Genomic DNA, 24512 nt, shown 5'->3' with positions numbered 1-24512 from the left:
ACCCCGTAAAATAGAAAATCTGCCAGTAGTAATGTACCGACAGATTTAATAGACGATTTCAAAAATCCCATGATTGGTTGAGATAAACGTTCCTGAAAGGTCTAAATCCCGACCATAGGCTTGATAATCAATATAGTTTTGAAGACTAGCTGGTACTTCGCCTAAAGCACCCGTTTCTTCAATGTAGTAGCGTGCCACGTCATACATATCATCACAATCGGAATGAATGATAATATCCTCTTGATGTTCGCTTAGTTCTTCAATGCTTGAAAAATGAGTGAGCAGAGCAGATAGCTCCGATTGTAATTCTTCGGGTAATTCCGATACCATTTCCCATAGTCGATTGAGTTCGCCAATGGAAGTGTATTCGTCAACCGTAAAGGGTAACTCGTAGTCATGAATGGCGTATTCCTCATATTCATCATTCAAGCCGATTTTCTCTTTGACTTCCTCAAAGTCAATGGGAAAGGTAAACCACGCACCGACCAATTCGCCCTCATTGTATTTGCCTAAATTCGCAATATAGACTTGCATATCGTCCATATATTCACGTCCTTTCTTTGTAGAGATTCAAAAATCCCTACCGCACTTCGTTTGGTGTACCATTCCTTTGCGGAACATAAGAAAACCACTTATATTCCACAAAAGAACGGTTTTATTTAAGCACCAATAATGCGATTGAATAGCTCTAGTAAAATGTCTTTTACTCCAGCAGCGTTGAAGACTAAGCCAACCGCAATAATCGCAATAATTAAAAAGCCAATCAGTTTGCTAAACTCACGCTTGAAGCCAAGATACAAGCCAATCACAACGATTGCTAAAAGCACCAGTGATTGAGCGTTTGATAGAAACCAGTTATAAAGGTTTTGTCCAAAATTCATAAAAATGTTCTCCTCTCTATATTCAATGAATTTGTATTTGAGTTATTTTTTTGTTGTTATCACGTCCTGTTCTTTTACTGACTGTTGCTTCAAAATCTGCTTGTGTCGGTCTGTCAGTTTCGCATGGTCGAGAATGTCTTTTACAACCTGCGTCTGGTTGATTTCATCAAGTTTAATCGCAACCTTTAAGGTCGGGGCAACTTGATGAGATAGCCAGTTCAGCGTCCTTTGGAAGGAGTAAGGCTCTGGTTTTGTGGTTAGTTTTAATCGTTCACGATTGTTCCCAATAAACCAAGCCCATTCTTCATTCAGTTTCCAATCAGAACGAGGTTTGGAATCGTCTTTATCTACAAAACGGATATACCGATTGATAATTTTAAAGGCGGTATGCTCTGGATTGTCATAGACGAGTAAATCACGGACTGCATAATAGGCACGCTCATTTTTCAATCGAATCTCAAAACGGTTTTTTACTTCTGCGTCTTCAATGGGAATATCATTTTTCTTGTACTGCTCGTAGTCCTTTTCATAGATACAGAAATAAACTTCACTTTGTAATGAACCGATATAGAGGGTGTTTCCCATACATTCCTTTTCCTCTTTGCGTACCAGTTCGCCACTGCGATAGCTTTTAAAACTGCGGAAGACGGAGATACATTCTTCCTGTTGGCACTTTTCAGTGAGTACAGGGATATTCAAAATCCCTGTCTTATCGTTAATGGCAAGGTCAAGGCGTTTCATCACACCGCCAGCCACCAAAACGTCCATAAAGAACTCATACCAGCTTCTTTGTTGTGCCAGAAGATAGCTTTCAAATTGTCTGCACCCACGACCTTTCAATTCCACCAGAACTCCTTTGTCCAGTTCATGGGAGCAAAGGACGAATATGTCGCCTAAAGCATAATGCTCTGAATAAGAATAGAAACCATAGTCCTCATGAAGAAAATAGGACAGTTTCAGTTGTAAGATGTTTTCGACCACCTGCTGTACGTCTGTTGTCGGAAAGCGAATCCTTACATAATCAAACAGCATTTCAAGGGGAGCGTCGGGATTGAAGCGTTCCAGAGCTTCCCAAAGGGACTGCTGTAAATCCTCTGATGGCTTGACTTTTCCTGTTTCAATATCGCTTAGATACTGCCTTGTAATACCAGTCGCAACAGCTAAACGGTTTTGAGATAGTCCATAAGCCAAGCGTTTTTCTTTTAAATGCTGTAACCAAGTTTGTTCATTCAGTAAAAATCCCTCCAATCAAAAAGGCGTATGTCAACTTTTAAAGCCCATTTGACATACGCTGAAATTTTGTAAATCCCTTGTAACCAAAGGATTTTCTAATGTTTTTTTGACTGTTTCCTGTCGATTTGTACCCCCCTGTTAGATACGGGGGGTTAAGTGCTGGCGTGGCTATTGCCACACCAGCCAGCAAGATCAGTCCACACCTGCGACTTCCGCTTCGCACGTCGCCTGCGTGGACTGTCTGCTGTTGGATAACTTTTTAATTTCCTCCAAGAAATCATATCCTTTTGGTACAAGGGGAGTATAAAACTCTGATATGACACTTGTTCCTACATCAACATAGCCACGACCTTTGATTCGCTTTAAGAAGAAATCCTTTTGTACGTCACTGCCAAACATCATGCCATAGCCCATTTCAGACATACGACCTAAAGCCACTCTGAAATTAAACTGATCACGGATTCCGTCGCCTAAATATTTTGCGTCTGGACGTTGACAAGCCAGTATTAGAAAGAAGCCAGCTTGACGACCTAACATGACAATCTGTTTCAGCTTATTCATAACTGCGGTGTTTTCTTTTGTTCCCAGCATTTCCATGAAAGCGACGTATTCATCAAAGATTAAGAAGTGTGCCGGGAGACCTAAGTAAGCATAATTTTTGCCAGTCTTATAGTTCTTCATCTGCTTCATTTCCTCACTACGTTTCATCATTTCTTCATAGAATGTTTCAATGCAAGAAAGCAAGTCTTCTTTTCTATAGTAGACATTTGCCATCACAGAACCTAAGTCCGCAAGGTCAGCATTTTTCGGGTCAAGAATATACAGTTTTGAATCTGTATGAAGCAAGGCTTCAATCAGTGTCAGTATAAAGTAAGTTTTACCGCCACCTGTACCACCAGCAATCAACATATGAGGGAGCTTATCATATTCCCACCATACGTTTTTCATTAAGCGAAGTTTACCATCTTTAGCTTCTACTTCATCAATAGAAATACGACTGGCTATGGTGTCATAGAGCAAAGTATATTCCACATAGGAATCCTTTAACTCTTTATCCGTCAGCTCACAGTACAAGCCACTCTCTAATTTCTTTTCCAAGTGTAAGAGTTGGTCTTGATATTTTCCCAGCGTGATTTCCACCCGTATCTGTATCAAGCCATTTTTAAGTCGATAATACATTTTAGGGAAGTAGGTTATCTTTTCCTTTGTACGACCAGCACTATCTTTAAAGAAACCCTCTGTTTTGACCTGTTCAGATTCATACCACTTGTTTTCAAGTATCATCTTTGCCAGTTTTTGACGGTGGTAAAGTTGTTTAACCGTATCATAGCGAACCCGTTTGAATACAAACGCTACCAGCAAGCAGATAAGAATTGCGACACTGAAACTGATAATTAAATAGGGAATGTCAATCTTATCTGCTTGTGATAGGTTAAAATCCTGCCAGTTGATCTGCTGGATTGTCTTCACATGAAACAGTCCGACAACCAGCAGGAAAACAGGCAGGAGTGACGCTATCGTAAAATGAAAGACTAAATCTTTACCAGATGGGCGAATCCTTTTACCACGCTGTTTCATGCGAAAAAGTCTCCTTTCTACCTAGCGACTATTTGTCTTGTGTCGGTTCTTTCTTTGCTTGTGGTTGAGCTTTGAATGAACTAGAATCCTTTGTCAGCACAATATCGTCTGCCTTGATATACCAGTCAACATCTGCTCCTTGATAGGTGGCAGTAGCAACGGTGTCCGCAATGGGATTGATAAGTTCCACCCGTGCGTTATAATCAAACTCTTTCAAAGGCACGCTGGCAGGAATACTTACTTGAATCATGCGTCCTTGTCCTTTGGATTTTAAGTCATAGGTACGTTCCTTGATTTCATCTGAAACCGACCCGTCTTCATTTTGGATTCTCACTTCACGACGTAGAGCAGAGAATTTCAATTCTCCAAAAGTCGTGTCTTTATCTAATACAATGCCATTTGCTAATCTCATCATTTTTCCTCTCTTTCTTTATTCTTTTATCATGTCGTCAGCATGTAAAAGGTAATTTGTAAAACCACGAGTGCCGATTTTGTAGCCCTCTGCGGTAATACGTGGATTGACTAACTTCACACGTTCCTCAAAGCCGAAATGTTTTTCGCCAGCTTCAGCAGGAAGCACCACCACAATATCATCTGCTCTTTGAACATCAGAATAGAGATTATAGCTTCTTGATAAGACAGTTAGCCGTCCGTTGATTCTTCGCTGAACGACTTTATCCTCGCCAGCAAATTCTAAATTGCCGAATGTTTTTTCCATGTTGGGAATCACAAATTTAAGTTCCATATTTTTACCTATCCTTTCTTTTTTATTGGCTGAATGAATGTTTGATGGTCTTAAAGAGTGGGGAACGACCTTTTGATTCTTGATTTTTTGTTTTCATAAGTTCACTTCCTTTCAAAATCGGGTAAAAAAATAGACACCTCATTTTTTGAAGTGTCTACCTATTAAATATTCAAATTTTATTGGAAGTATCTTTATATCTTCACTTTTCAAGGATAAATCGTCGTATCAAAGCTCATTCATAAGTAGTAAATTAGTAGTAAATTGAGTGGTTTTGACCTTGATAAAGTGTGATAAGTCCAGTTTTTATGCGGATAACTAGATTTTTATGCTATTTTTGATATAAAAAATAGATAAGAAAACCCTGAAAATAAAACTTTCAGGGTTAGTAGGGGACTTGAGAAATTAGTCGATTTTCTCGACGTAGAGTTGTTTGGCAATGTCCATACCTACTTGTAAATCCTCATCTTTACTAAGGATAGTGAAGGTGTTGCTGAAGCCATCAAACTGCTTGACTTGGAGCGGATCACCGATGTGAAGTGAGTGCTTGTCCAGATAACTGAGAATGTCAAAACTATCGTGCACCCGAGTTAGGCGATAGGAGCCAGCTTCCTTGATGTCAGCTAGTGGCAGGTTATTGATTTCAACTAGGAGTTCTCCCTTGGCAGGAATGGTTCCTCCGTGGGGGCAGGTTTTAGGGAAACCTAGCAATTTATCCAGTCTTTCCACGAAAAGGTCAGAGACAGTATGCTCCAAGACCTCAGCTTCCTCATGAATCTGGTCACTCGTATAGTCTAAATGATGAACTAGAAAAACTTCAATCAAGCGGTGTTTACGGTAGAGTTCAGAGACCAGTTTAAGTCCAAGGTCAGTCAGTAGATAGCCACATTCCTTGTCCTTTAGGATGAGATTTTCACTTTTCATCCGTTTAATCATTTCAGTTACAGCAGGGGGAGAGACTTGCATGCGGGCCGCAATTTCCTTATTGGTGATTTTATGCAGGTCTATGCCAATTTCATAAATACATTTTAGATAGTCTTCTTTATTCGGGGTCATTCGCTTCCTCTTGTCTAATATCTTTATCTAGTATATCAAAAAAAGCTAGATTTCTCTAGCTGTGACTTTTTATGTTATACTTATTGCAAGAGAAAAAACGAGGAGATGGATATGACGAAAATAGCTCTTCTTTCAGATATTCATGGAAATACCACCGCCTTGGAGGCTGTTTTGGCAGATGCTCGGCAGCTAGGAGTGGATGAATACTGGCTTTTGGGAGATATTCTCATGCCAGGGACAGGGCGTAGAAGGATTTTGGACTTGTTGGATCAACTACCGATTACAGCTAGAGTTTTGGGAAACTGGGAAGATAGTCTGTGGCATGGTGTCCGCAAGGAATTGGATAGTACTCGTCCCAGTCAACGCTATCTCTTGCGCCAGTGCCAGTATGTTTTAGAGGAAATTTCCCTAGAAGAAATCGAAATGCTCCACAATCAACCTCTCCAGCTTCATCGTCAGTTTGGTGATTTGACGGTAGGAATTAGCCATCATCTGCCTGATAAGAACTGGGGGCGTGAGTTGATTCATACTGGAGCACAAGAGGACTTTGACCGCTTGGTGACCAATCCCCCTTGTGATATTGCTGTTTATGGTCATATTCACCAGCAGTTGCTTCGTTACGGGACTGGTGGGCAATTGATTGTCAATCCGGGTTCGATTGGGCAACCTTTCTTTTTGGACGCTCAGCTGCGGAAGGACTTGCGAGCCCAGTACATGATTTTGGAGTTTGATGGCAAGGGCTTGGTAGATATGGACTTCCGACGGGTAGACTACGATGTGGCAGCTGAATTGCAGCTGGCTAAAGACCTCAAACTTCCTTATTTTGAGGTTTACTATGAAAGTCTGGTCAATGGGATCCACCATACTCATAATCAGGAATTTCTGAGAGAATTAGCCCAGAAAGAGGGTTATGATAGGGAATTAGATGCTTGGTTGAAAAGTGGTAACGATTGACATTACAACTAAAAAGGGTATAATAAAAGAAAAAGAAGAGTAGAGGCAGGGGAGCCTCGTAAAAAGGAGAAGAGGATGCAAATTCCAAGTAGATTTACCATTGCGACTCATATGCTGATAATCATTGCCCTCAAGGGGAAGGAAAGCAAGGTGACCAGTGATTTTCTGGCTGCTAGTGTCGGGGTCAATCCTGTCATTATCAGAAAAACCTTGTCCCAGTTGAAGAAGGCAGAGCTGATTTCAGTAGCGCGTGGAACGGGCGGAACAGAGATTGTCAAGGACCTCAAAGACATTAGTCTATTAGATGTTTATCAAGCGGTTGAGTGTCTTGGTAAGACCGGTCAACTCTTTAGTTTCCATGACAATCCAAATCCAAATTGCCCAGTTGGAGCTCATATTCATGATGTTTTGGATCAAAAATTGGAGAGAATTCAGCTGGCTATGGAGGCTGAACTTGGTCAGACCAGTTTAGAGCAAGTCGTGGCTGATGCAGAGAGTCAGATGAAGGAGTGATTTTTTCTTTAAAACAAAAAAGCTTATGAAAAGGTTTTTATACTCAATGAAAATCAAAAAGCAAACTAGGAAGCTAGCCGCAGGTTGCTCAAAGCACAGCTTTGAGGTTGCAGATAAAGCTGACGTGGTTTGAAGAGATTTTCGAAGAGTATTACCTTTTCATAAGCTTTTTATCTATTTTTCCAGGCTTGGTAACGGGTATCAATCAATAACTGGGTGAGGCGTCCCATGGTTTCTCTTTTTTTTGGAGTGAGGGATTGAGCTTGGACGAAGAGATGACGAATGTGTTCAATCGCCTTTAAGGAAGATAGGTCATTGATAGAAGTAATACCAGAATCAAGAATGGTGCCAAAGAAGAGGTCGAAATAGAGCTGGAGTTCCTCGTCAGGGACTGTGGCCACCCACTCCTTGAAGGTTGTGTCGACTTGTCGGCTATCACTGTTGGTCTTATCCAGCTGGACGAAGTGCTTGTCCTCAATCTGCCAACTAAAGGTATCGTGCTGGGCGATACCACCCAAGGTAGTACTGTGCACGATGATTTGCTGGTTAGGGATTTCCAGCATCATACCGATGATGGAACCTTGTGGGATGAAGACCTTGGTTCTATCCATTAGCCTTTGATAGCCCTCGGTTTGTGTCAGTTCTTTATGGAGACCAGGCGCATCAAAGGTATAAACTGCTGTGATTTGATCCTGTAAACTTTGTTCAATTTGACTAGCAGCATAGATGGCTAGATTTCCTCCCTTGGAATGTCCAGCCAGAATGACATTTTGATTAGGATGGTGGGCAAAAAAGTTCTTTAAATAGCGAAGGGCGTGCTTTTGAGCAGGAATTTCCTTCATATAGGTCAGGTGGAAATCTTCCTTCCAGCCAATGATACTGTCATCAGTCCCACGAAAGACAATCAGATAGGTATCGAGAGTGAGGCGGTAGGTCATAGCCGCAAACTGCTTTTGCAGTTCAGGGTCAATGTCGTTGATAAAATGAGAGAGTTTACAATTTTTGAAGCGTTTGTGTTGAGCTAGCTCATCTAATAGCTGGAGGCGATTTTTGCTGGTCAACATGTTAGGATTCCTTGGAACCTGAGGAGCCAGGTCTAAAAGTCGCTGAGGACTTGTGGAGACCAGATTATCAAAGGAGAGGTAGGTAGCTTCTGTTAAGGCTAGAATGTCTAACTCATTCAAGGGAAGGTCGTAATAAGAATCGTATGCGACATCTTTCAGGTAATCAAAAATATTGGCCATAAGAACTCCTTTCTTTTCTTTATCTTATCAAATTTCCCTCAAATTAGCTAGTAGGATTGTTGCACTTTGTTGGCTAAAAACAAGCTATGTCAAATTCAATTTCAGACATTCGAGCATGGAAAAATCTGTTATAATAATAGAAAAGGAGGAGCGCATGCACAAGATTTTACTAGTAGAAGATGATCAGGTTATTCGTCAACAGGTCGGGAAAATGCTCTCTGAATGGGGATTTGAAGTGGTCTTGGTAGAAGACTTTATGGAAGTTTTGAGTCTTTTTGTCCAATCGGAACCTCATCTGGTCCTCATGGATATTGGGCTGCCCTTGTTTAATGGTTATCACTGGTGTCAGGAAATTCGCAAGATTTCCAAGGTGCCTATCATGTTTCTGTCTTCGAGAGACCAGGCTATGGATATTGTCATGGCAATCAATATGGGGGCGGATGACTTTGTGACCAAACCTTTTGACCAGCAGGTTCTTTTAGCCAAGGTTCAGGGCTTGCTGCGTCGTTCCTATGAGTTCGGGCGTGACGAGAGTTTACTGGAATATGCTGGTGTTATCCTCAATACCAAATCCATGGATTTACATTATCAAGGGCAAGTCTTGAATTTGACCAAGAACGAATTCCAGATTTTACGCGTGTTGTTTGAGCATGCAGGCAATATTGTAGCGCGTGACGACCTCATGCGGGAACTTTGGAACAGTGACTTTTTCATTGATGATAATACCCTCTCTGTCAATGTGGCTCGTTTGCGTAAAAAATTGGAAGAGCAGGGCTTGGTAGGATTTATCGAGACCAAGAAAGGGATAGGGTACGGACTGAAGCATGCTTGATTGGAAACAATTTTTTCTAGCCTATCTGCGCTCCCGTAGTCGTCTGTTTGTCTATCTGCTTGCTTTAGCATTTCTGATTTTGCTCTTTCAGTTTTTATTTGCCAGTTTGGGAACTTACTTTCTCTACTTTTTCCTCTTGTGTTGCTTTGTAACCATCTTATTTTTCACTTGGGACATATTGGTGGAAACGCAGGTCTATCGTCAGGAAATTCTCTATGGGGAGAGGGAAGCTCAGTCTCCTTTGGAAAGAGCCTTGGCTGAAAAATTAGAAGCGCGTGAGATGGAACTCTATCAGCAGAGGTCAGATTCAGAAAGAAAACTGACTGATTTGCTGGATTACTATACCTTGTGGGTCCATCAGATTAAGACCCCCATTGCAGCCAGTCAACTCTTAGTTGCAGAAGTGGTCGATCGCCAACTGAAGCAGCAATTAGAACAGGAAATTTTCAAGATTGATTCCTATACCAATCTAGTTTTACAGTACCTGCGTTTAGAAAGTTTCCATGATGATTTGGTCTTAAAGCAGGTTCAAATCGAGGACTTGGTCAAGGAAACACTTCGTAAATATGCTCTTTTCTTTATTCAAAAAGGCTTAAATGTCAATCTACATGATCTTGATAAAGAAATCGTGACGGATAAAAAGTGGTTGCTAGTCGTTATTGAACAAATCATCTCAAATAGTCTCAAGTACACCAAGGAAGGTGGTCTGGAGATTTATATGGATGGGCAAGAGCTTTGTATCAAGGATACGGGAATCGGGATAAAAAACAGTGATGTCCTCCGAGTCTTTGAACGTGGCTTTTCAGGCTACAATGGACGCCTAACCCAGCAGTCATCTGGACTTGGCCTCTACCTATCTAAGAAAATTTCTGAAGAACTAGGTCACCAGATTCGCATCGAGTCTGAGGTCGGAGAAGGAACGATAGTGCGGATCAAATTCGCTGAAGTGAAGCTCGTTATTGAGTAAAAATAGACGAAAAAGCCTCCAATCGGAGGCTTTTATGCTAGGCTCTTATTTCTCAACGCGTGATTTGTTGGCGATATCAGCTAGAATAGCTTGAACAAAATCATCTACTGAGACAGTTTGTGTTTCTTTTTGGCCGTAGCGACGAACGTTGACTGTTCCGTCTTCCATTTCCTTGTCCCCAACGATCAATTGGTAAGGAATCTTGCTTGTTTGTGAAGCACGGATCTTGAACTGCATTTTTTCATTGCGCTCATCTACATCTGCACGGACACCGCGGTCACGGAGTTTCTTAGCCACTTCCCAAGCGTAGTCCACGTGTTTTTCGTTAGATACTGGGATGAGGGTTACTTGGTGTGGTGCAAGCCATGTTGGGAAGGCACCCTTGTAGTTCTCAATCAAGATAGCTGTGAAGCGTTCCATAGTTGAGATAACTCCACGGTGGATCATAACTGGACGGTGCTCTTCGCCATCAGCTCCGATGTATTTAAGGTCGAAGCGTTCTGGAAGCAAGAAGTCAAGTTGGATAGTAGAAAGAGTTTCTTCTTTTCCAAGAGCTGTCTTAACCTGGATATCCAATTTTGGACCGTAGAAGGCTGCTTCACCTTCGGCTTCAAAGTAGTCAACACCCATTTCGTCAAGGGCTGCACGAAGCATAGTTTGAGCATTTTCCCACATCTCATCATTATCAAAGTACTTATGAGTATCTTGAGGGTCACGAAGAGATAGGCGGAAGCGGTATTCAGTCAAGTTGAAATCTTCATAAACATCAATAATCAACTGAAGGGCACGTTGGAATTCTTCTTGGATTTGTTCTGGGGTGACAAAGAGGTGACCGTCGTTGAGTGACATTTCACGTACACGTTGAAGACCAGTGAGGGCACCAGATTTTTCATAACGGTGCATCATACCGATTTCAGCGATACGGATTGGCAACTCACGGTAAGAGTGAACATGGTGTTTGAAGACTTGGATGTGGTGCGGGCAGTTCATTGGACGAAGGACAAATTCTTCCCCGTCACCCATGTCCATAGTTGGGAACATGTCTTCTTGGTAATGATCCCAGTGACCAGAAGTCTTGTAAAGTTCAACAGAAGCAAGTGGTGGAGTGTAAACATGTTGGTAGCCAGAAGCCAACTCTTTGTCTACGATGTAGCGTTCCAATTCACGACGAATAGTCGCACCATTTGGCAACCAGAATGGAAGCCCTTGACCAACCTCTTGAGAAATCATGAAGAGGTCAAGCTCTTTACCAAGTTTACGGTGGTCACGTTCCTTAGCTTCTTCACGCATTTGAAGGTAGTTTTTCAAGTCTTTCTTGTCAAACCAAGCTGTACCGTAGATACGTTGCATCATAGCGTTGTCGCTATTTCCACGCCAGTAGGCACCTGCTACATGGAGAAGGTGGAAGATTTGGATACGGCCTGTTGAAGGGACGTGTGGGCCACGGCAAAGGTCTACATATTCACCCTGACGGTAGATGGTCAAACCACCTTCGTCTTCTGAGTGTTCTTCAATCAATTCTAATTTGTAAGGGTCATTTTTGAAGATTTCACGTGCCTCGTCTTTAGTAACTTCTTCACGGATTGATGGGAAGTTTTCTTTGACAATTTTTTGCATTTCTTCTTCGATACGAGGAAGGTCTTCGTTAGAGATTTGACCAGCTGTGTTGTCAGTATCATAGTAGAAACCATCTTCGATGGCTGGACCAACTCCCAAGTGAATGTCTGGGAACAGACGACGAGCTGCTTGGGCGAACAAGTGAGCTGCTGAGTGACGCAAGATTGGAAGGGCATCTTCGTGATCAGGTGTCACGATTTCAATGCTTCCATCTTCAATGATAGCACGAGTAGTGTCGATGAGTTTGCCGTTGAATTTACCAGCCAAGGCCTTTTTAGCTAGAGAATTGCTGATAGATTGGGCAATTTCAAAAGTAGTAACGCCAGATTCGAATTCACGAACAGCGCCATCTGGGAAAGTAATGTTAATCATGATTTTCTCCTTTTTATTATTTCATAGTTTCTAAGCATTGACTTTTTTTGCAGACTACTTCCTAGTCTTAATGTTCAATTGCTTTTCTTTATCAGAGAGGAAGTTTTCCATTTCTGTCAGAATGTCTATATCCAGACGTTGAGAAAGTTCTACTAGCCACCAGATATTTTCTGAAAGTTTTTGTTCCAGTGTGTAGGGTGTTTCATCATAGTAGCGCCCTTGCTTTGTCATTACCAGTCGTTGGAAATTTCCAATATCATTAGATAAAGCTAAGAGATCTTCTTCTACCGTCCACTTGGAATCATGATGCTTAACTTCCAGCTCGTGATAAGCTTGTCGGATTGCCCAACAGTGCTCCACTAATTCTTGCAACTCCATAGTTAGTCTCCTCATAAAAAATTGCGACATCCTCGAAAGGACGTCGCAACGTGGTTCCACCTTCATTTATGTACCTCAAAAAGAGAGGGACACCTCTGATTGGCTCTAACGTGGCCACCGTTTTATGTTTTCATAAAAAACTCAAGAGTAGTATCAGTTTAGGCCTCCTATGCGTTTCCAGCAACCACGCACTCTCTAGTAGAAAGGGACTAAGTGATTTGTCTCTATGGATTATTATAGCATGATTGTGAGATTTTTCAAGGATTTTGTGAAAGTTTTTTGTTTTTCATTTTTGTAGAATATGCTTGATGCCAATACCAGAAGCCAGACCCATCAGAGCCAAGGTTTCATAGGCTAAAAAGTAAAACCAGATAAATTCACCAAAGGTTATGATAGTAAAGCAAAAGAGCAGTCCGTTACCAATTAACCACCAAAGTGAGAAACGGAAATGGTAGCTATAGGAAGGATAGTAAATTAGTTGACAAAGAAGTCTCTTCCTTCTAGCAGGAGAAATTTTTACTACTAATGGAAAAGGAATGAGCCAGATTAGTTATGCAGATTATGCTATTGGATTGGTAGATGAACTTGAAAAAGGTCATCATATAAAAGAACGTATCTCTTTACTTGAAAAATAATAACTATGAGAGTATTAATGTTTGACAGAAAATTTAAATCTTGGTAAAATAGGGATTGTCGTAAAGACAAATAACTTCTTCTTGGTTACAGGCATGCCAACCTGTCACTCGGATGAAGCCAAATAAAAAGGAGAAACATCATGGCAATCTCAAAAGAGAAAAAAAATGAAATCATCGCACAATATGCACGTCACGAAGGTGATACAGGTTCAGTAGAGGTTCAAGTTGCTGTCCTTACTTGGGAAATCAACCACCTTAACGAACACATCAAACAACACAAAAAAGACCACGCTACTTACCGTGGATTGATGAAGAAAATCGGTCGCCGTCGTAACTTGCTTGCATACTTGCGTAAAAACGACGTTAACCGTTACCGTGAGTTGATCAACTCTCTAGGACTTCGTCGCTAATTCAAGATACAAAGACCGTCAAAAGCACAAAGCAAAAATGGGAAAATTGACGAAGAAACTTCAGTTTCTAGGAGATTTTATCTTTTTTGCTTTGTGCTTAGGTCGTGTTCAATTGAGCATATCTTGATAATGAAGCTACTCTAAATTGGGTAGCTTTTTTACTTTTGTCACTTTACCTCGATATACTCAAGTATAATCTTCGGTTACAGTTCCTAGCACTGTAAGGTAAAATAAACCAGATCTTCTCCCTTAGGGGAGATTTTTTTTGTTTCACTGAAAGTTTCGTACGATCTTCGCCTCGTAGCCTAGTCTATAAACGATTTATCCAGCAAGAATTATGATGCTAAGGGCGTCAAAAATCCGTATGAAAATAGGGAAAGGACACAGTGTTCGATGAACACAAGGAGTTTCATATTTTTCACTAGGATTTCAGCCCGAGCTCAAATCAGCTCTCTAATTTTCAGAGGGCTTTTTTATTGAGGTTTTATCGGTCACAATTTTGGAGACTACAAAAACCTCAAATGGTATCAGCTAATTACACCATAAAGGTGCGTAGCTACTCGGCTTGAAAAGCCGAGTAGCTGTCTGCAAGCCCCTTCGGAGAGCCCACACTTTACGAAGTAAAGTATAGTATGTTATACTTTACATGGAAGTAGTCACCGAATTCCAGTTAGAAATTACTTTGTAACTACGTTTTGAGGAGGAGTAAAATGCTTTCCTATGTTCGAAATTACCCACTAGCGATAGCTAAATTAATGTGTCTGTGCTCTCCTAAAATCTGCTGATTTATTACTGACCAATACAGGAGGTTTTTTATGGGACAGACAATCATATCTGCTATTGGTGTTTATATTTCCACCAGTATCGATTATTTAATTATTTTATTTATTTTATTTGCACAGCTATCACAGAATAAACAAAAATGGCATATTTATGCGGGGCAATATCTAGGCACAGGCTTACTTGTAGGGGCGAGTTTAGTTGCTGCTTATGTCGTTAATTTCGTGCCTGAAGAATGGATGGTTGGATTGCTTGGTTTAATCCCTATCTATTTAGGGATTCGCTTTGCAATTGTTGGAGAAGGTGAGGAAGAAGAGGAAGAAGAGGAAGAAATTATTGAAAGATTAGAACAAAGCAAGGCAAATCAACTGTTTTGGACAGTTACATTGCTGACAATTGCGTCTGGCGGAGATAATTTAGGTATCTATATACCTTATTTTGCTTCGTTAGATTGGTCACAGACCCTCGTGGCCTTGCTTGTGTTTGTAATCGGCATAATTATCTTATGCGAGATTAGTCGGGTGTTATCCTCTATTCCGTTAATATTCGAGACAATTGAAAAATACGAGCGAATCATTGTGCCCTTAGTATTCATTCTACTTGGACTATACATCATGTATGAAAATGGCACGATAGAGACTTTTCTGACCGTGTAGATTTTTTTGTTTCACTAGGATTTTAGCCCGGGCTCAAATCAGCTCTCTGACTTCAGAGGGCTTTTTCATTGAGTATAAATGGACAATCTTAACGTTACTCTATTGTAGAGTGGCTTTTGATTAGGAGATTCTTATAAATATAAATGAAAAACCTTGGCTTTTTCCAAGGGATTGTTGTATTTATTTAACCAAGTTTTTCTTTTTTCTTATCTGGATTCCAGATGAAGCTTGCGATAAAGCTAAAGATGATGGTTAGGATAGCGAGGATAATGGCAAGGATGAGAGCAGGTATGCGGATAAACCACCAGAGTGGATTTGGTTTTTTATCATTGTGCCATTGTTTGGTTTCTTGGTCCAGACGTTGGAATTCTGTTTGAATACGATTGGCGACTGTTTCAATGCCTTCATCATTCATTTTCTTGATATCTGAGATATCGATTGGATTTCCAAAGTTCATATCAACACGCTCACGGCTAACCAAGCCCTTCAAAGTCATGGGACCTGTGTAGGTAACCGGCATGATACGGACCTTGGCCATTTTGGCAATCAGGGCAACTCCACCCTTGACATCGTTTGAGTGACGGCTCCCACTTGGAAACATGATAAGGGAGCGGTCACTTTTTTTGAGAACATTGATAGGGTATTTGATGGCTGAGGCGCTAGGATTTTCACGGTCGATAGGAAAGGCGCCACACATACGAATCCACCAACCAAAAATACGGTTGGTAAAGAGTTCTTTTTTTGCCATAAAGATGAACTGTTTTGGCTTGGTCGCAAAGGCCATGTAAACTGGATCCCACCAAGTGCGGTGAGGTGCAACCAGAATATAATTTTCATCTTGATTAGGAATTTTATTTGTATTATGATAGTGGGCATTGCCATTGATGGACCATAGGAGCAAGACAACCAATCCACGTAAATAAGTATAAAACATGCGATCTCCTTCGATTATTTTCTTGTTATTATTATACCTTATCAAAGGAGGGCTGGCAAACTTTTCCCTTAACTAGGTGCAGATTTGGGATGAGATTAGAATTCTTTTAGAAAAAATGATATGATAGAATTTATGGATAAAAATAAGATTATGGGATTAACCCAAAGAGAAGTCAAGGAAAGACAGGCTAAGGGCTTGGTCAATGATTTTACTGCTTCGGCCAGTACCAGCACTTGGCAAATCATCAAACGAAATGTCTTTACTCTTTTTAACGCTTTGAACTTTGCCATTGCTTTGGCACTAGTCTTTGTGCAGGCTTGGAGCAATTTGGTCTTCTTTGCTGTTATCTGCTTTAACGCTTTTTCTGGAATTGTGACTGAGCTACGAGCCAAACACATGGTGGACAAGCTCAATCTTATGACCAAGGAAAAGGTCAAAACCATTCGTGATGGTCAAGAAGTGGCTCTGAATCCTGAAGAATTGGTGTTAGGAGATGTCATTCGTTTGTCTGCTGGAGAGCAGATTCCCAGTGATGCCTTGGTTTTGGAAGGCTTTGCGGAAGTCAATGAAGCCATGTTGACGGGGGAAAGTGATTTGGTGCAAAAGGAAGTTGATGCCTTGCTGTTGTCAGGAAGTTTCCTAGCTAGTGGGTCGGTTTTAGCTCAAGTTCACCATGTCGGTGCAGACAACTATGCTGCCAAACTCATGCTGGAAGCCAAGACCGTTAAACCAATCAACTCTCGTATCATGAAATCACTGGACAAGCTAGCAGGTTTTACTGGAAAAATTATCATTCCTTTTGGTCTGGCTCTCTTGCTAGAAGCCTTGCTTTTAAAAGGCTTGCCTCTTAAGTCGTCCGTTGTAAATTCGTCGACAGCCCTACTGGGAATGTTGCCCAAGGGAATTGCCCTTTTGACCATCACTTTGCTCTTGACAGCGGTGATTAAGTTGGGCTTGAAAAAGGTCTTGGTTCAGGAAATGTACTCTGTTGAGACCTTGGCGCGTGTGGATATGCTCTGTCTGGACAAGACGGGTACCATCACCCAAGGAAAGATGCAGGTGGAGGCTGTTCTTCCACTGACGGAAACTTACGGTGAAGAGGCTATTGCCAGCATTTTGGCCAGCTATATGGCCCATAGTGAGGATAAAAATCCAACTGCCCAAGCTATTCGAAAGCGTTTCCAAGGCCAAGTAGCCTATCCTATGCTTTCCAATCTCCCCTTCTCTAGCGACCGCAAGTGGGGAGCAATGGAATTGGAAGGTTTGGGAACAGTTTTCTTAGGTACACCTGAGATGTTGCTAGATTCTGAGGTCCCAGAAGCCAGAGAGGCCTTGGAGAGAGGTTCACGTGTCTTGGTCTTAGCTCTCAGTCAGGAGAAATTAGACCATCACAAACCACAAAAACCATCTGATATTCAGGCTCTAGCCTTGCTGGAAATCTTGGACCCGATTCGAGAGGGAGCAGCAGAGACGCTGGACTATCTCCGTTCTCAGGAAGTGGGCCTCAAGATTATCTCTGGTGACAATCCAGTTACGGTATCCAGCATTGCCCAGAAGGCTGGTTTTGCGGACTATGACAGCTATGTAGATTGCTCGAAAATTACGGATGAGGAATTGGTTGCTATGGCGGAGGAGACTGCTATTTTCGGACGTGTTTCCCCTCATCAAAAGAAACTCATCATCCAAACTCTGAAAAAAGCAGGGCATACAACAGCTATGACTGGGGATGGAGTTAATGATATCCTGGCTCTTCGTGAGGCGGATTGTTCCATCGTAATGGCTGAGGGAGATCCAGCGACTCGTCAGATTGCCAATCTGGTTCTCTTGAACTCTGACTTTAATGATGTTCCTGAGATTCTCTTTGAAGGTCGTCGTGTGGTCAATAACATTGCCCACATCGCACCGATTTTCTTGATAAAGACCATCTACTCATTCTTGCTCGCAGTTATCTGTATTGCCAGTGCTCTTCTGGGACGGTCTGAATGGATCTTGATTTTCCCTTTTATTCCAATCCAGATTACCATGATTGACCAATTCGTGGAAGGTTTCCCACCATTCGTTCTGACTTTTGAGGGAAATATCAAACCTGTCGAACCAAACTTCCTCAGAAGATCCATGCTTCGTGCCCTACCAAGCGCTCTCATGGTCGTGTTCAGCGTTCTTTTTGTGAAAATATTTGGAAGTAGCCAAGGTTGGTCTGAGTTAGAAATCTCAACTCTACTCTATTATCTATTGGGGTCAATTGGTTTCTTATCCGTATTTAGAGCCTGCATGCCATTTACCCTATGGCGGGTCCTCTTGATTGTTTGGTCAGTAGGAGGCTTCCTAGCCACAGCTCTCTTCCCAAGAATTCAAAAACTGCTTGAAATTTCAACCTTGACAGGACAAACATTACCTGTTTATGGTGTCATGATGTTGGTCTTTACCGTGATTTTCATCCTGACTAGTCGCTATCAAGCCAGAAAATAAAGAAAGGCTGCAATCTGTGGATTGCGGTCTTTTTAGGTACAAGATTGCCAGCTGAAATGTGGTATAATAAGAGGTAATAGAGTTTGGAAAGTGAGAGAAAATGATTTCAAAGAGATTGGAATTAGTGGCTTCCTTTGTGCCACAGGGAGCCATTTTGCTAGATGTGGGAAGTGACCATGCTTATCTGCCTATCGAGTTGGTCGAAAGAGGACAAATCAAAAGTGCTATTGCAGGTGAGGTGGTGGAAGGCCCCTATCAGTCTGCGGTCAAAAATGTTGAGGCTCACGGACTAAAGGAGAAAATCCAGGTTCGTTTAGCCAATGGTTTGGCAGCCTTTGAAGAGGCAGATAAGGTATCGGTCATTACCATTGCTGGTATGGGTGGTCGTTTGATTGCTAGGATATTAGAAGAAGGCTTGGACAAGCTAGCTAATGTAGAACGATTGATCCTCCAGCCCAATAATCGTGAAGACGATTTGCGTATTTGGTTGCAAGACAATGGCTTTCAGATTGTGGCAGAAAGCATTCTAGAAGAAGCTGGTAAGTTTTATGAGATTTTGGTGGTGGAAGCAGGACAAATGAAGTTATCAGCCAGCGATGTTCGCTTTGGTCCTTTTTTGTCCAAAGAAGTCAGTCCAGTATTTGTCCAAAAATGGCAAAAAGAATCTGTTAAGCTAGAGTTTGCCCTCGGACAAATCCCTGAAAAAAATTTGGAAGAACGTCAAGTTCTAGTAGATAAAATTCAAGCCATCAAGGAGGTTCTCCATGCTAGCAAGTGAAGTCATTAACCGATATGAAGCTTATTGTCCTCAGGAATTTTCCATGGAGGGAGACAGTCGTGGTCTGCAAATTGGAACTTTGGACAAGGATATCCAAAGTGTCATGGTGGCTCTGGATATTCGTGAAGAAACGGTGGCTGAAGCCATTGAAAAGGGTGTGGACTTGATTATTGCCAAGCACGCGCCGATTTTCCGTCCCATCAAGGATTTGGTAGCTAGCCGTCCGCAAAATCAGATTTACATTGATCTTATCAAGCATGACATTGCAGTTTATGTCAGCCATACCAATATTGATATTGTTGAAAATGGTCTCAATGATTGGTTCTGTCAGATGCTAGGTATCGAGGAAACGACCTATCTGCAGGAGACAGGTCCTGAACGTGGAATTGGTCGTATTGGGAATATTCAGCCTCAGACCTTTGGAGAATTAGCCCAACATGTCAAGCAAGTCTTTGGCCTAGATAGCCTTCGAATGGTGCATTATCAAGAGAATGACTTGCAGAAGTCTATTTCAAGAGTGGCTATTTGTGGTGGAAGCGGGCAGTCTTTCTATAAGGATGCTTTAGCTAAAGGAGCGGAAGTCTATATCACTGGTGACATCTACTACCACACTGCCCAGGATATGCTGTCTGATGGCTTGCTAGCATTGGATCCAGGACACTATATCGAAGTGCTGTTTGTGGAAAAAATCGCAGAGCTTCTTAATCAATGGAAAGAGGAAAAAGGTTGGGAACTAGAGATTTTACCTAGTCAAGCATCAACCAATCCTTTCCACCATATCTAGTTAGAAAGTGAAAACAATGAAAAAAGTTGCCATTATCGGAGCAGGAATTGTGGGTGCAACAGCTGCCTACTACCTCTCGAAAGAAAGTGACCTAGAAGTAACCGTCTTTGACCATGGACAAGGTCAGGCTACCAAGGCTGCAGCAGGAATTATCAGCCCCTGGTTTTCCAAACGACGCAATAAGGTCTGGTACAAAATGGCGCGCTTGGGGGCTGATTTTTATGTGGATTTATTAGCTGATTTAGAGAAATCAGGGCAGGAAATTGACTTTTACCAGCGTTCGGGAGTCTTTCTCTTGAAAAAGGATGAATCCAAGTTGGAAGAACTCTATCAACTAGCCCTCCAGCGTAGAGAAGAATCTCCCTTGATAGGCCAGTTAGCCATTCTGAACCAAGCATCAGCCAATGAATTATTCCCTGACTTGCAGGGATTTGACCACCTGCTCTATGCTTCTGGTGGAGCGAGAGTAGATGGTCAACTCTTAGTGACTCGTTTGCTGGAAGCCGGTCAGGTCAAGCTGGTCAAAGAAAAAGTGACTCTGACACCTTTAGCATCAGGTTACCAGATTGGCGAAGAGGTGTTTGATCAGGTTATTTTGGCGACGGGAGCTTGGTTGGGACACCTGTTAGAGCCTTTAGGTTATGAAGTAGATGTTCGTCCCCAAAAGGGGCAACTCCGAGATTATCAACTTGCCCAAGATATGGAAGCTTACCCTGTTGTTATGCCAGAAGGGGAGTGGGATTTGATTCCTTTTGCAGGTGGGAAATTATCTCTAGGCGCTACCCATGAAAATGATATGGGATTTGATTTGACGGTAGATGAAACCTTGCTCCAACAAATGAAGGAGGCAGCCTTACCTCACTATCCAGTTTTAGCTAGAGCGACTTCAAGAGCTGAGCGTGTGGGAATCCGTGCCTATACCAGTGATTTCTCACCTTTCTTTGGGCAAGTACCTGGCTTAGCAGGTGTCTATGCTGCTAGTGGACTAGGTTCATCAGGCCTCACAACGGGGCCTATTATCGGTTACCATCTAGCTCAACTGATCCAAGACAAGGAGTTGACCTTAGACCCAGCAAACTACCCAATTGAAAACTATGTCAAGCGACTAAAAAACGAATAAAATTTTACTGAAATTTTATCCTACCCTCTAGGATGGCAAATGACATTCCCTATCAAAAATGGTAAAATAAGAAAAAATAATCCGAGAATCGAGGAAAGAAGATGCAAGAAAAGATTTTGGTAACGGGTGGAGCAGGTTTTATCGGAACCCACACTGTTATTGAGTTAATCCAAGCAGGTCATCAGGTTGTTGTGGTGGATAACCTTGTGAATAGTAACAGAAAAAGTTTAGAAGTTGTTGAGAGAATTACAGGAGTTGAAGTGCCTTTCTATGAGGCAGATATCCGTGACACAGATACCCTCAGAGATATTTTCATGCAAGAAGAACCAACAGGGGTCATTCACTTTGCTGGCTTGAAGGCTGTCGGTGAATCTACCCGTATCCCTCTTGCCTACTATGACAATAATATCGCTGGAACTGTTAGCCTTTTGAAAGCTATGGAAGAAAACAACTGTAAAAACATCATTTTCAGTTCTTCTGCGACAGTGTACGGAGATCCGCATACAGTGCCCATCTTGGAAGATTTCCCACTTTCAGTGACCAATCCATACGGTCGTACCAAGCTCATGCTAGAGGAAATTTTGACAGATATCTACAAGGCAGATTCAGAATGGAATGTGGTCTTGCTTCGTTACTTTAACCCAATCGGAGCCCATGAGAGTGGTGATTTGGGAGAAAATCCAAACGGTATTCCAAACAACCTCTTGCCATATGTGACTCAGGTAGCCGTTGGAAAATTAGAGCAAGTGCAAGTATTTGGAGACGATTACGATACGGAAGACGGAACTGGTGTTCGTGACTATATCCACGTTGTCGATTTGGCTAAAGGTCACGTCGCAGCTCTGAAAAAAATCCAAAAAGGCTCAGGTCTAAACGTTTATAACCTTGGAACAGGGAAAGGCTACTCAGTTCTTGAAATTATCCAAAACATGGAAAAAGCAGTGGGACGTCCAATTCCTTACCGTATTGTAGACCGTCGCCCAGGTGATATCGCAGCCTGTTATTCAGATCCTGCAAAAGCCAAAGCAGAACTGGGCTGGGAAGCAGAATTAGGCATCACCCAAATGTGTGAAGACGCATGGCGTTGGCAAAGCAAGCATCCAAATGGATTTGAAGACTAAGATGGTGATGTCAATCATTGTCCCCTGTTTAAACGAAGAGGAAGTACTTCCTCTTTTTTATCAGGCTTTGGAAGCTTTACTTCCAGATTTGGAAACAGAAATCGAGTATGTCTTTGTCGATGATGGCTCAAGCGATGGAACCTTGGAACTCTTAAAGGCCTATCGGGAACAAAATCCGGCAGTGCATTATCTTTCTTTCTCGCGAAATTTTGGCAAAGAAGCAGCTCTGTATGCAGGCTTACAATATGCGACAGGAGATCTGGTGGTGGTAATGGATGCAGACCTCCAGGATCCTCCGAGTATGTTGCTTGAGATGAAAAATTTACTAGACCAGAATGCAGACTTGGACTGCGTAGGAACACGAAGAACCAGTCGAGAGGGAGAACCCTTCTTTCGCAGTTTCTGTGCAGATCTCTTTTACCGCCTTATGCAAAAAATTAGCCCAGTAGCCTTGCCCTCAGGTGTTCGTGATTTTCGCATGATGAGAAGGTCTGTAGTCGATGCCATTTTAAGCTTGACCGAGTCCAATCGTTTTTCTAAAGGACTTTTTGCCTGGGTCGGCTTTAAAACCCACTATCTGGACTATCCAAATGTCGAAAGGAAGGCTGGCAAGACCAGTTGGAGTTTTAGGCAACTCTTTTTCTACTCTATTGAAGGGATTGTTAACTTTTCAGATTTTCCCTTGATTATCGCCTTTGCGGCTGGTCTCCTATCTTGTTTCATTTCTCTGCTGATGACCTTTTTTGTTGTGGTTCGGACCCTCATTTTGGGCAATCCGACATCGGGTTGGACCTCTCTGATGGCTGTCATTCTCTTTCTTGGAGGCATTCAACTCTTGACCATTGGGATTCTCGGCAAGTATATCAGTAAGATTTATTTAGAGACTAAAAAAAGACCACTTTATCTTATCAAAGAAAAAAGTGACCTTCCTGATTTTACAGAAAAAAATAAAGTGAAAAGACTATAATTTTACATGGAAATGTGCTAAACTAGAGGGAGTGGATTATCGCCATTGATTTAGGCTTCCTGGTTTCCAATCAGGGCGCGAGTTGGGCAATTTTTAACAGCCTCTAAGACATCCTGACTAGGAGAAATTTCTTTTTCTAGTTGGTCAGGGTCATCGTAAAAACGCACGATTCCATTATCGTGATAATCAAATAAATCAGAATAAGTTTGGCAAAGCCCACAGGCGATACATCGTTCAGGTATAAGTGTGATTTTCATGTTCATATTTATATTGTAATAAGAAAAGTAAAAAAAAACAAGGAGTAAGGTATGGCAAAAGAACCGTGGCAAGAAGATATCTATGATCAAGAAGAATCAAGAGCAGAGCGTCGGCATCGAAACCACGGAGGGGCTGATAGGATGGCTAATCGTATTTTGACGATCTTAGCTAGTATTTTCTTTGTAATTGTGGTGGTGATGGTCATCGTTCTTATCTATCTATCATCGGGTGGGAGTAATCGCACGGCAGCCTTGAAAGATTTTCATGATTCAGATGCAAGTGTAGTACAAGTCTCATCTTCAAGCAGTTCCCAGCCTGAGCAGAGTTCAGAGCCAGAATCTACTTCTAGTAGTTCAGAAGAAGCTGCTAATCCTGAAGGAACGATTAAAGTTCTCGCAGGAGAAGGGGAAGCAGCTATTGCCGCTCGTGCAGGAATCTCGATTGCTCAGTTAGAGGCCTTGAATCCTGGGCACATGGCTACAGGGTCTTGGTTTGCTAATCCAGGTGATGTTATAAAAATAAAATAGGAGCCGATATGAAAACAATTCAAATTGCTATTGACGGTCCTGCTTCCAGTGGTAAGAGTACGGTCGCAAAGATTATTGCTAAGGATTTTGGTTATACTTACCTAGATACAGGTGCCATGTATCGTGCGGCGACCTATATGGCTCTCCAAAACCAGTTAGGAGTAGAAGAGGTTGAAGCACTTCTATCCTTGTTGGACCAGCATCCAATCAGCTTTGGACGTTCAGAAACTGGAGACCAGCTTGTTTTTGTAGGAGATGTGGATATTACCCATCCTATCCGTGAAAATGAAGTAACCAATCATGTTTCTGCTATTGCAGCAATTCCTCAAGTACGTGAGAAACTAGTTTCCCTCCAACAAGAAATTGCCCAACAAGGCGGGATTGTCATGGATGGTCGCGATATTGGGACTGTTGTATTGCCACAAGCAGAATTAAAAATTTTCCTAGTAGCTTCTGTTGATGAGAGAGCAGAGCGTCGTTACAAGGAAAATATTGCCAAGGGAATTGAAACAGACCTTGAAACCCTAAAAGAGGAAATTGCTGCGCGTGACTACAAGGATAGTCATCGTGAGACTTCACCTCTCAAACAAGCAGAGGATGCTGTCTACCTTGATACAACAGGTTTGAACATTCAAGAAGTAGTTGAAAAAATCAAAGCAGAAGCTGAAAAAAGAATGTAAATGTAGAAAAGCCGATAGATGGATAT

General features: G+C 41.9%; 27 protein-coding genes and 1 pseudogene. 15 read left to right on the top strand and 13 right to left on the bottom strand.

The features are described from left to right. Positions 1 to 45: 45 nt before the first annotated feature. From OC529_RS00205 to OC529_RS00170, 8 genes are all read right to left on the bottom strand, one after another. Positions 46 to 543 carry an antirestriction protein ArdA gene (locus OC529_RS00205; protein ID WP_000342539.1) on the bottom strand — a complete coding sequence of 166 codons (498 nt, stop codon included), beginning with the start codon at positions 541 to 543 and terminating at the stop codon, positions 46 to 48. A 116-nt stretch (positions 544 to 659) separates the two neighbouring features. Next, a complete protein-coding gene (locus OC529_RS00200) occupies positions 660 to 881 on the bottom strand; it encodes a hypothetical protein (RefSeq protein ID WP_001009056.1) in 222 nt (73 codons plus the stop codon). Between the two features lie 42 nt (positions 882 to 923). Then, on the bottom strand, positions 924 to 2129 hold the full coding sequence (gene mobT / locus OC529_RS00195) for a MobT family relaxase (RefSeq protein WP_000398284.1): 1206 nt from the start codon (positions 2127 to 2129) through the stop codon (positions 924 to 926). Positions 2130 to 2151: 22 nt separating this feature from the next. Further along, positions 2152 to 2304, bottom strand: coding sequence for a hypothetical protein (locus OC529_RS00190; RefSeq protein WP_000879507.1), 153 nt, complete (start codon positions 2302 to 2304; stop codon positions 2152 to 2154). 2 nt (positions 2305 to 2306) lie between these two features. Beyond that, positions 2307 to 3692, bottom strand: coding sequence for an FtsK/SpoIIIE domain-containing protein (locus OC529_RS00185; protein WP_000813488.1), 1386 nt, complete (start codon positions 3690 to 3692; stop codon positions 2307 to 2309). A 28-nt stretch (positions 3693 to 3720) separates the two neighbouring features. Then, positions 3721 to 4107, bottom strand: coding sequence for a YdcP family protein (locus OC529_RS00180; protein ID WP_000985015.1), 387 nt, complete (start codon positions 4105 to 4107; stop codon positions 3721 to 3723). A gap of 15 nt (positions 4108 to 4122) precedes the next feature. Next, positions 4123 to 4437, bottom strand: a complete 315-nt coding sequence (locus OC529_RS00175; protein WP_000420682.1) for a YdcP family protein — start codon at positions 4435 to 4437, stop codon at positions 4123 to 4125. A 402-nt stretch (positions 4438 to 4839) separates the two neighbouring features. Further along, positions 4840 to 5490: a metal-dependent transcriptional regulator gene (locus tag OC529_RS00170; protein WP_173212451.1), complete on the bottom strand. Its 651-nt coding sequence runs from the start codon at positions 5488 to 5490 to the stop codon at positions 4840 to 4842. A 111-nt stretch (positions 5491 to 5601) separates the two neighbouring features. Here OC529_RS00170 and OC529_RS00165 point away from each other — a divergent pair, with 111 nt between their 5' ends. Together OC529_RS00165 and OC529_RS00160 are read left to right on the top strand one after the other, a co-directional pair. Continuing rightward, a complete protein-coding gene (locus tag OC529_RS00165) occupies positions 5602 to 6444 on the top strand; it encodes a metallophosphoesterase family protein (protein WP_262081236.1) in 843 nt (280 codons plus the stop codon). 75 nt (positions 6445 to 6519) lie between these two features. Then, the gene (locus OC529_RS00160; protein WP_001166796.1) at positions 6520 to 6957 is read left to right on the top strand and encodes an Rrf2 family transcriptional regulator; all 438 of its coding nucleotides are present in this window, start codon (positions 6520 to 6522) and stop codon (positions 6955 to 6957) included. Positions 6958 to 7127: 170 nt separating this feature from the next. Here the strand turns inward: OC529_RS00160 and OC529_RS00155 are convergent, their stop codons facing one another. After that, positions 7128 to 8201: a DUF2974 domain-containing protein gene (locus OC529_RS00155; RefSeq protein WP_262081235.1), complete on the bottom strand. Its 1074-nt coding sequence runs from the start codon at positions 8199 to 8201 to the stop codon at positions 7128 to 7130. A gap of 154 nt (positions 8202 to 8355) precedes the next feature. On the opposite strand from OC529_RS00155, the gene OC529_RS00150 reads away from it, so the two are divergent. Further along, positions 8356 to 9033, top strand: coding sequence for a response regulator transcription factor (locus tag OC529_RS00150; RefSeq protein ID WP_000548991.1), 678 nt, complete (start codon positions 8356 to 8358; stop codon positions 9031 to 9033). Beyond that, complete coding sequence (locus OC529_RS00145; protein ID WP_262081234.1) at positions 9026 to 10000, top strand: sensor histidine kinase; 975 nt, start codon at positions 9026 to 9028, stop codon at positions 9998 to 10000. Before OC529_RS00150 ends, OC529_RS00145 begins: the two co-directional genes overlap by 8 nt. Before the next feature lie 45 nt (positions 10001 to 10045). Here the strand turns inward: OC529_RS00145 and thrS are convergent, their stop codons facing one another. Continuing rightward, the gene (thrS, locus tag OC529_RS00140; protein WP_262081233.1) at positions 10046 to 11989 is read right to left on the bottom strand and encodes a threonine--tRNA ligase; all 1944 of its coding nucleotides are present in this window, start codon (positions 11987 to 11989) and stop codon (positions 10046 to 10048) included. A gap of 54 nt (positions 11990 to 12043) precedes the next feature. After that, the gene (locus OC529_RS00135) at positions 12044 to 12367 is read right to left on the bottom strand and encodes a MazG-like protein (protein ID WP_262081232.1); all 324 of its coding nucleotides are present in this window, start codon (positions 12365 to 12367) and stop codon (positions 12044 to 12046) included. Between the two features lie 494 nt (positions 12368 to 12861). On the opposite strand from OC529_RS00135, the pseudogene OC529_RS00130 reads away from it, so the two are divergent. The 3 genes and pseudogenes from OC529_RS00130 to OC529_RS00120 form a co-directional block, all read left to right on the top strand. Continuing rightward, positions 12862 to 13002, top strand: a pseudogene (locus tag OC529_RS00130) (NAD(P)-dependent oxidoreductase); the annotation flags it as partial. Positions 13003 to 13142: 140 nt separating this feature from the next. Next, positions 13143 to 13412 (top strand): 30S ribosomal protein S15, encoded by a 270-nt coding sequence (gene rpsO / locus OC529_RS00125; RefSeq protein ID WP_001018251.1) that lies wholly within the window; start codon positions 13143 to 13145, stop codon positions 13410 to 13412. 815 nt (positions 13413 to 14227) lie between these two features. Then, the gene (locus OC529_RS00120; RefSeq protein ID WP_000531713.1) at positions 14228 to 14848 is read left to right on the top strand and encodes a CadD family cadmium resistance transporter; all 621 of its coding nucleotides are present in this window, start codon (positions 14228 to 14230) and stop codon (positions 14846 to 14848) included. A 184-nt stretch (positions 14849 to 15032) separates the two neighbouring features. On the opposite strand, the gene OC529_RS00115 is transcribed toward OC529_RS00120, so the two are convergent. Then, a complete protein-coding gene (locus OC529_RS00115) occupies positions 15033 to 15782 on the bottom strand; it encodes a lysophospholipid acyltransferase family protein (RefSeq protein WP_262081231.1) in 750 nt (249 codons plus the stop codon). Between the two features lie 132 nt (positions 15783 to 15914). Between OC529_RS00115 and OC529_RS00110 the strand changes: the two genes are divergently transcribed. The 6 genes from OC529_RS00110 to OC529_RS00085 all read left to right on the top strand — a co-directional run bounded on the left by OC529_RS00110 (position 15915) and on the right by OC529_RS00085 (position 23021). Beyond that, complete coding sequence (locus OC529_RS00110; RefSeq protein WP_262081374.1) at positions 15915 to 18251, top strand: cation-translocating P-type ATPase; 2337 nt, start codon at positions 15915 to 15917, stop codon at positions 18249 to 18251. 100 nt (positions 18252 to 18351) lie between these two features. Then, complete coding sequence (locus OC529_RS00105) at positions 18352 to 19029, top strand: tRNA (adenine(22)-N(1))-methyltransferase (RefSeq protein ID WP_262081230.1); 678 nt, start codon at positions 18352 to 18354, stop codon at positions 19027 to 19029. Continuing rightward, complete coding sequence (locus OC529_RS00100) at positions 19016 to 19813, top strand: Nif3-like dinuclear metal center hexameric protein (RefSeq protein WP_173270224.1); 798 nt, start codon at positions 19016 to 19018, stop codon at positions 19811 to 19813. Before OC529_RS00105 ends, OC529_RS00100 begins: the two co-directional genes overlap by 14 nt. A 16-nt stretch (positions 19814 to 19829) precedes the next feature. Next, complete coding sequence (locus OC529_RS00095) at positions 19830 to 20933, top strand: NAD(P)/FAD-dependent oxidoreductase (RefSeq protein WP_173234660.1); 1104 nt, start codon at positions 19830 to 19832, stop codon at positions 20931 to 20933. Positions 20934 to 21034: 101 nt separating this feature from the next. Further along, positions 21035 to 22054 carry a UDP-glucose 4-epimerase GalE gene (gene galE / locus OC529_RS00090; RefSeq protein ID WP_112443967.1) on the top strand — a complete coding sequence of 340 codons (1020 nt, stop codon included), beginning with the start codon at positions 21035 to 21037 and terminating at the stop codon, positions 22052 to 22054. A 1-nt stretch (position 22055) separates the two neighbouring features. Then, complete coding sequence (locus tag OC529_RS00085; protein WP_262081229.1) at positions 22056 to 23021, top strand: glycosyltransferase family 2 protein; 966 nt, start codon at positions 22056 to 22058, stop codon at positions 23019 to 23021. Positions 23022 to 23071: 50 nt separating this feature from the next. Here the strand turns inward: OC529_RS00085 and OC529_RS00080 are convergent, their stop codons facing one another. Then, a complete protein-coding gene (locus OC529_RS00080; protein WP_000705155.1) occupies positions 23072 to 23278 on the bottom strand; it encodes a ferredoxin in 207 nt (68 codons plus the stop codon). Between the two features lie 51 nt (positions 23279 to 23329). Here OC529_RS00080 and OC529_RS00075 point away from each other — a divergent pair, with 51 nt between their 5' ends. Both OC529_RS00075 and cmk read left to right on the top strand, forming a co-directional pair. After that, positions 23330 to 23806 carry an SAG1386/EF1546 family surface-associated protein gene (locus OC529_RS00075; RefSeq protein ID WP_262081228.1) on the top strand — a complete coding sequence of 159 codons (477 nt, stop codon included), beginning with the start codon at positions 23330 to 23332 and terminating at the stop codon, positions 23804 to 23806. An 8-nt stretch (positions 23807 to 23814) separates the two neighbouring features. Continuing rightward, entirely contained in the window at positions 23815 to 24486 is a 672-nt protein-coding gene (gene cmk, locus OC529_RS00070; protein ID WP_262081227.1) for a (d)CMP kinase, read from the top strand. Positions 24487 to 24512 lie beyond the last annotated feature (26 nt).

This window comes from Streptococcus sp. Marseille-Q5855 (genome assembly GCF_946901985.1).
Taxonomy (GTDB): Bacteria; Bacillota; Bacilli; order Lactobacillales; family Streptococcaceae; genus Streptococcus.
Note: the sequence above shows the minus strand (reverse complement) of the source record. Positions and strands in the feature narration are given on the sequence as shown.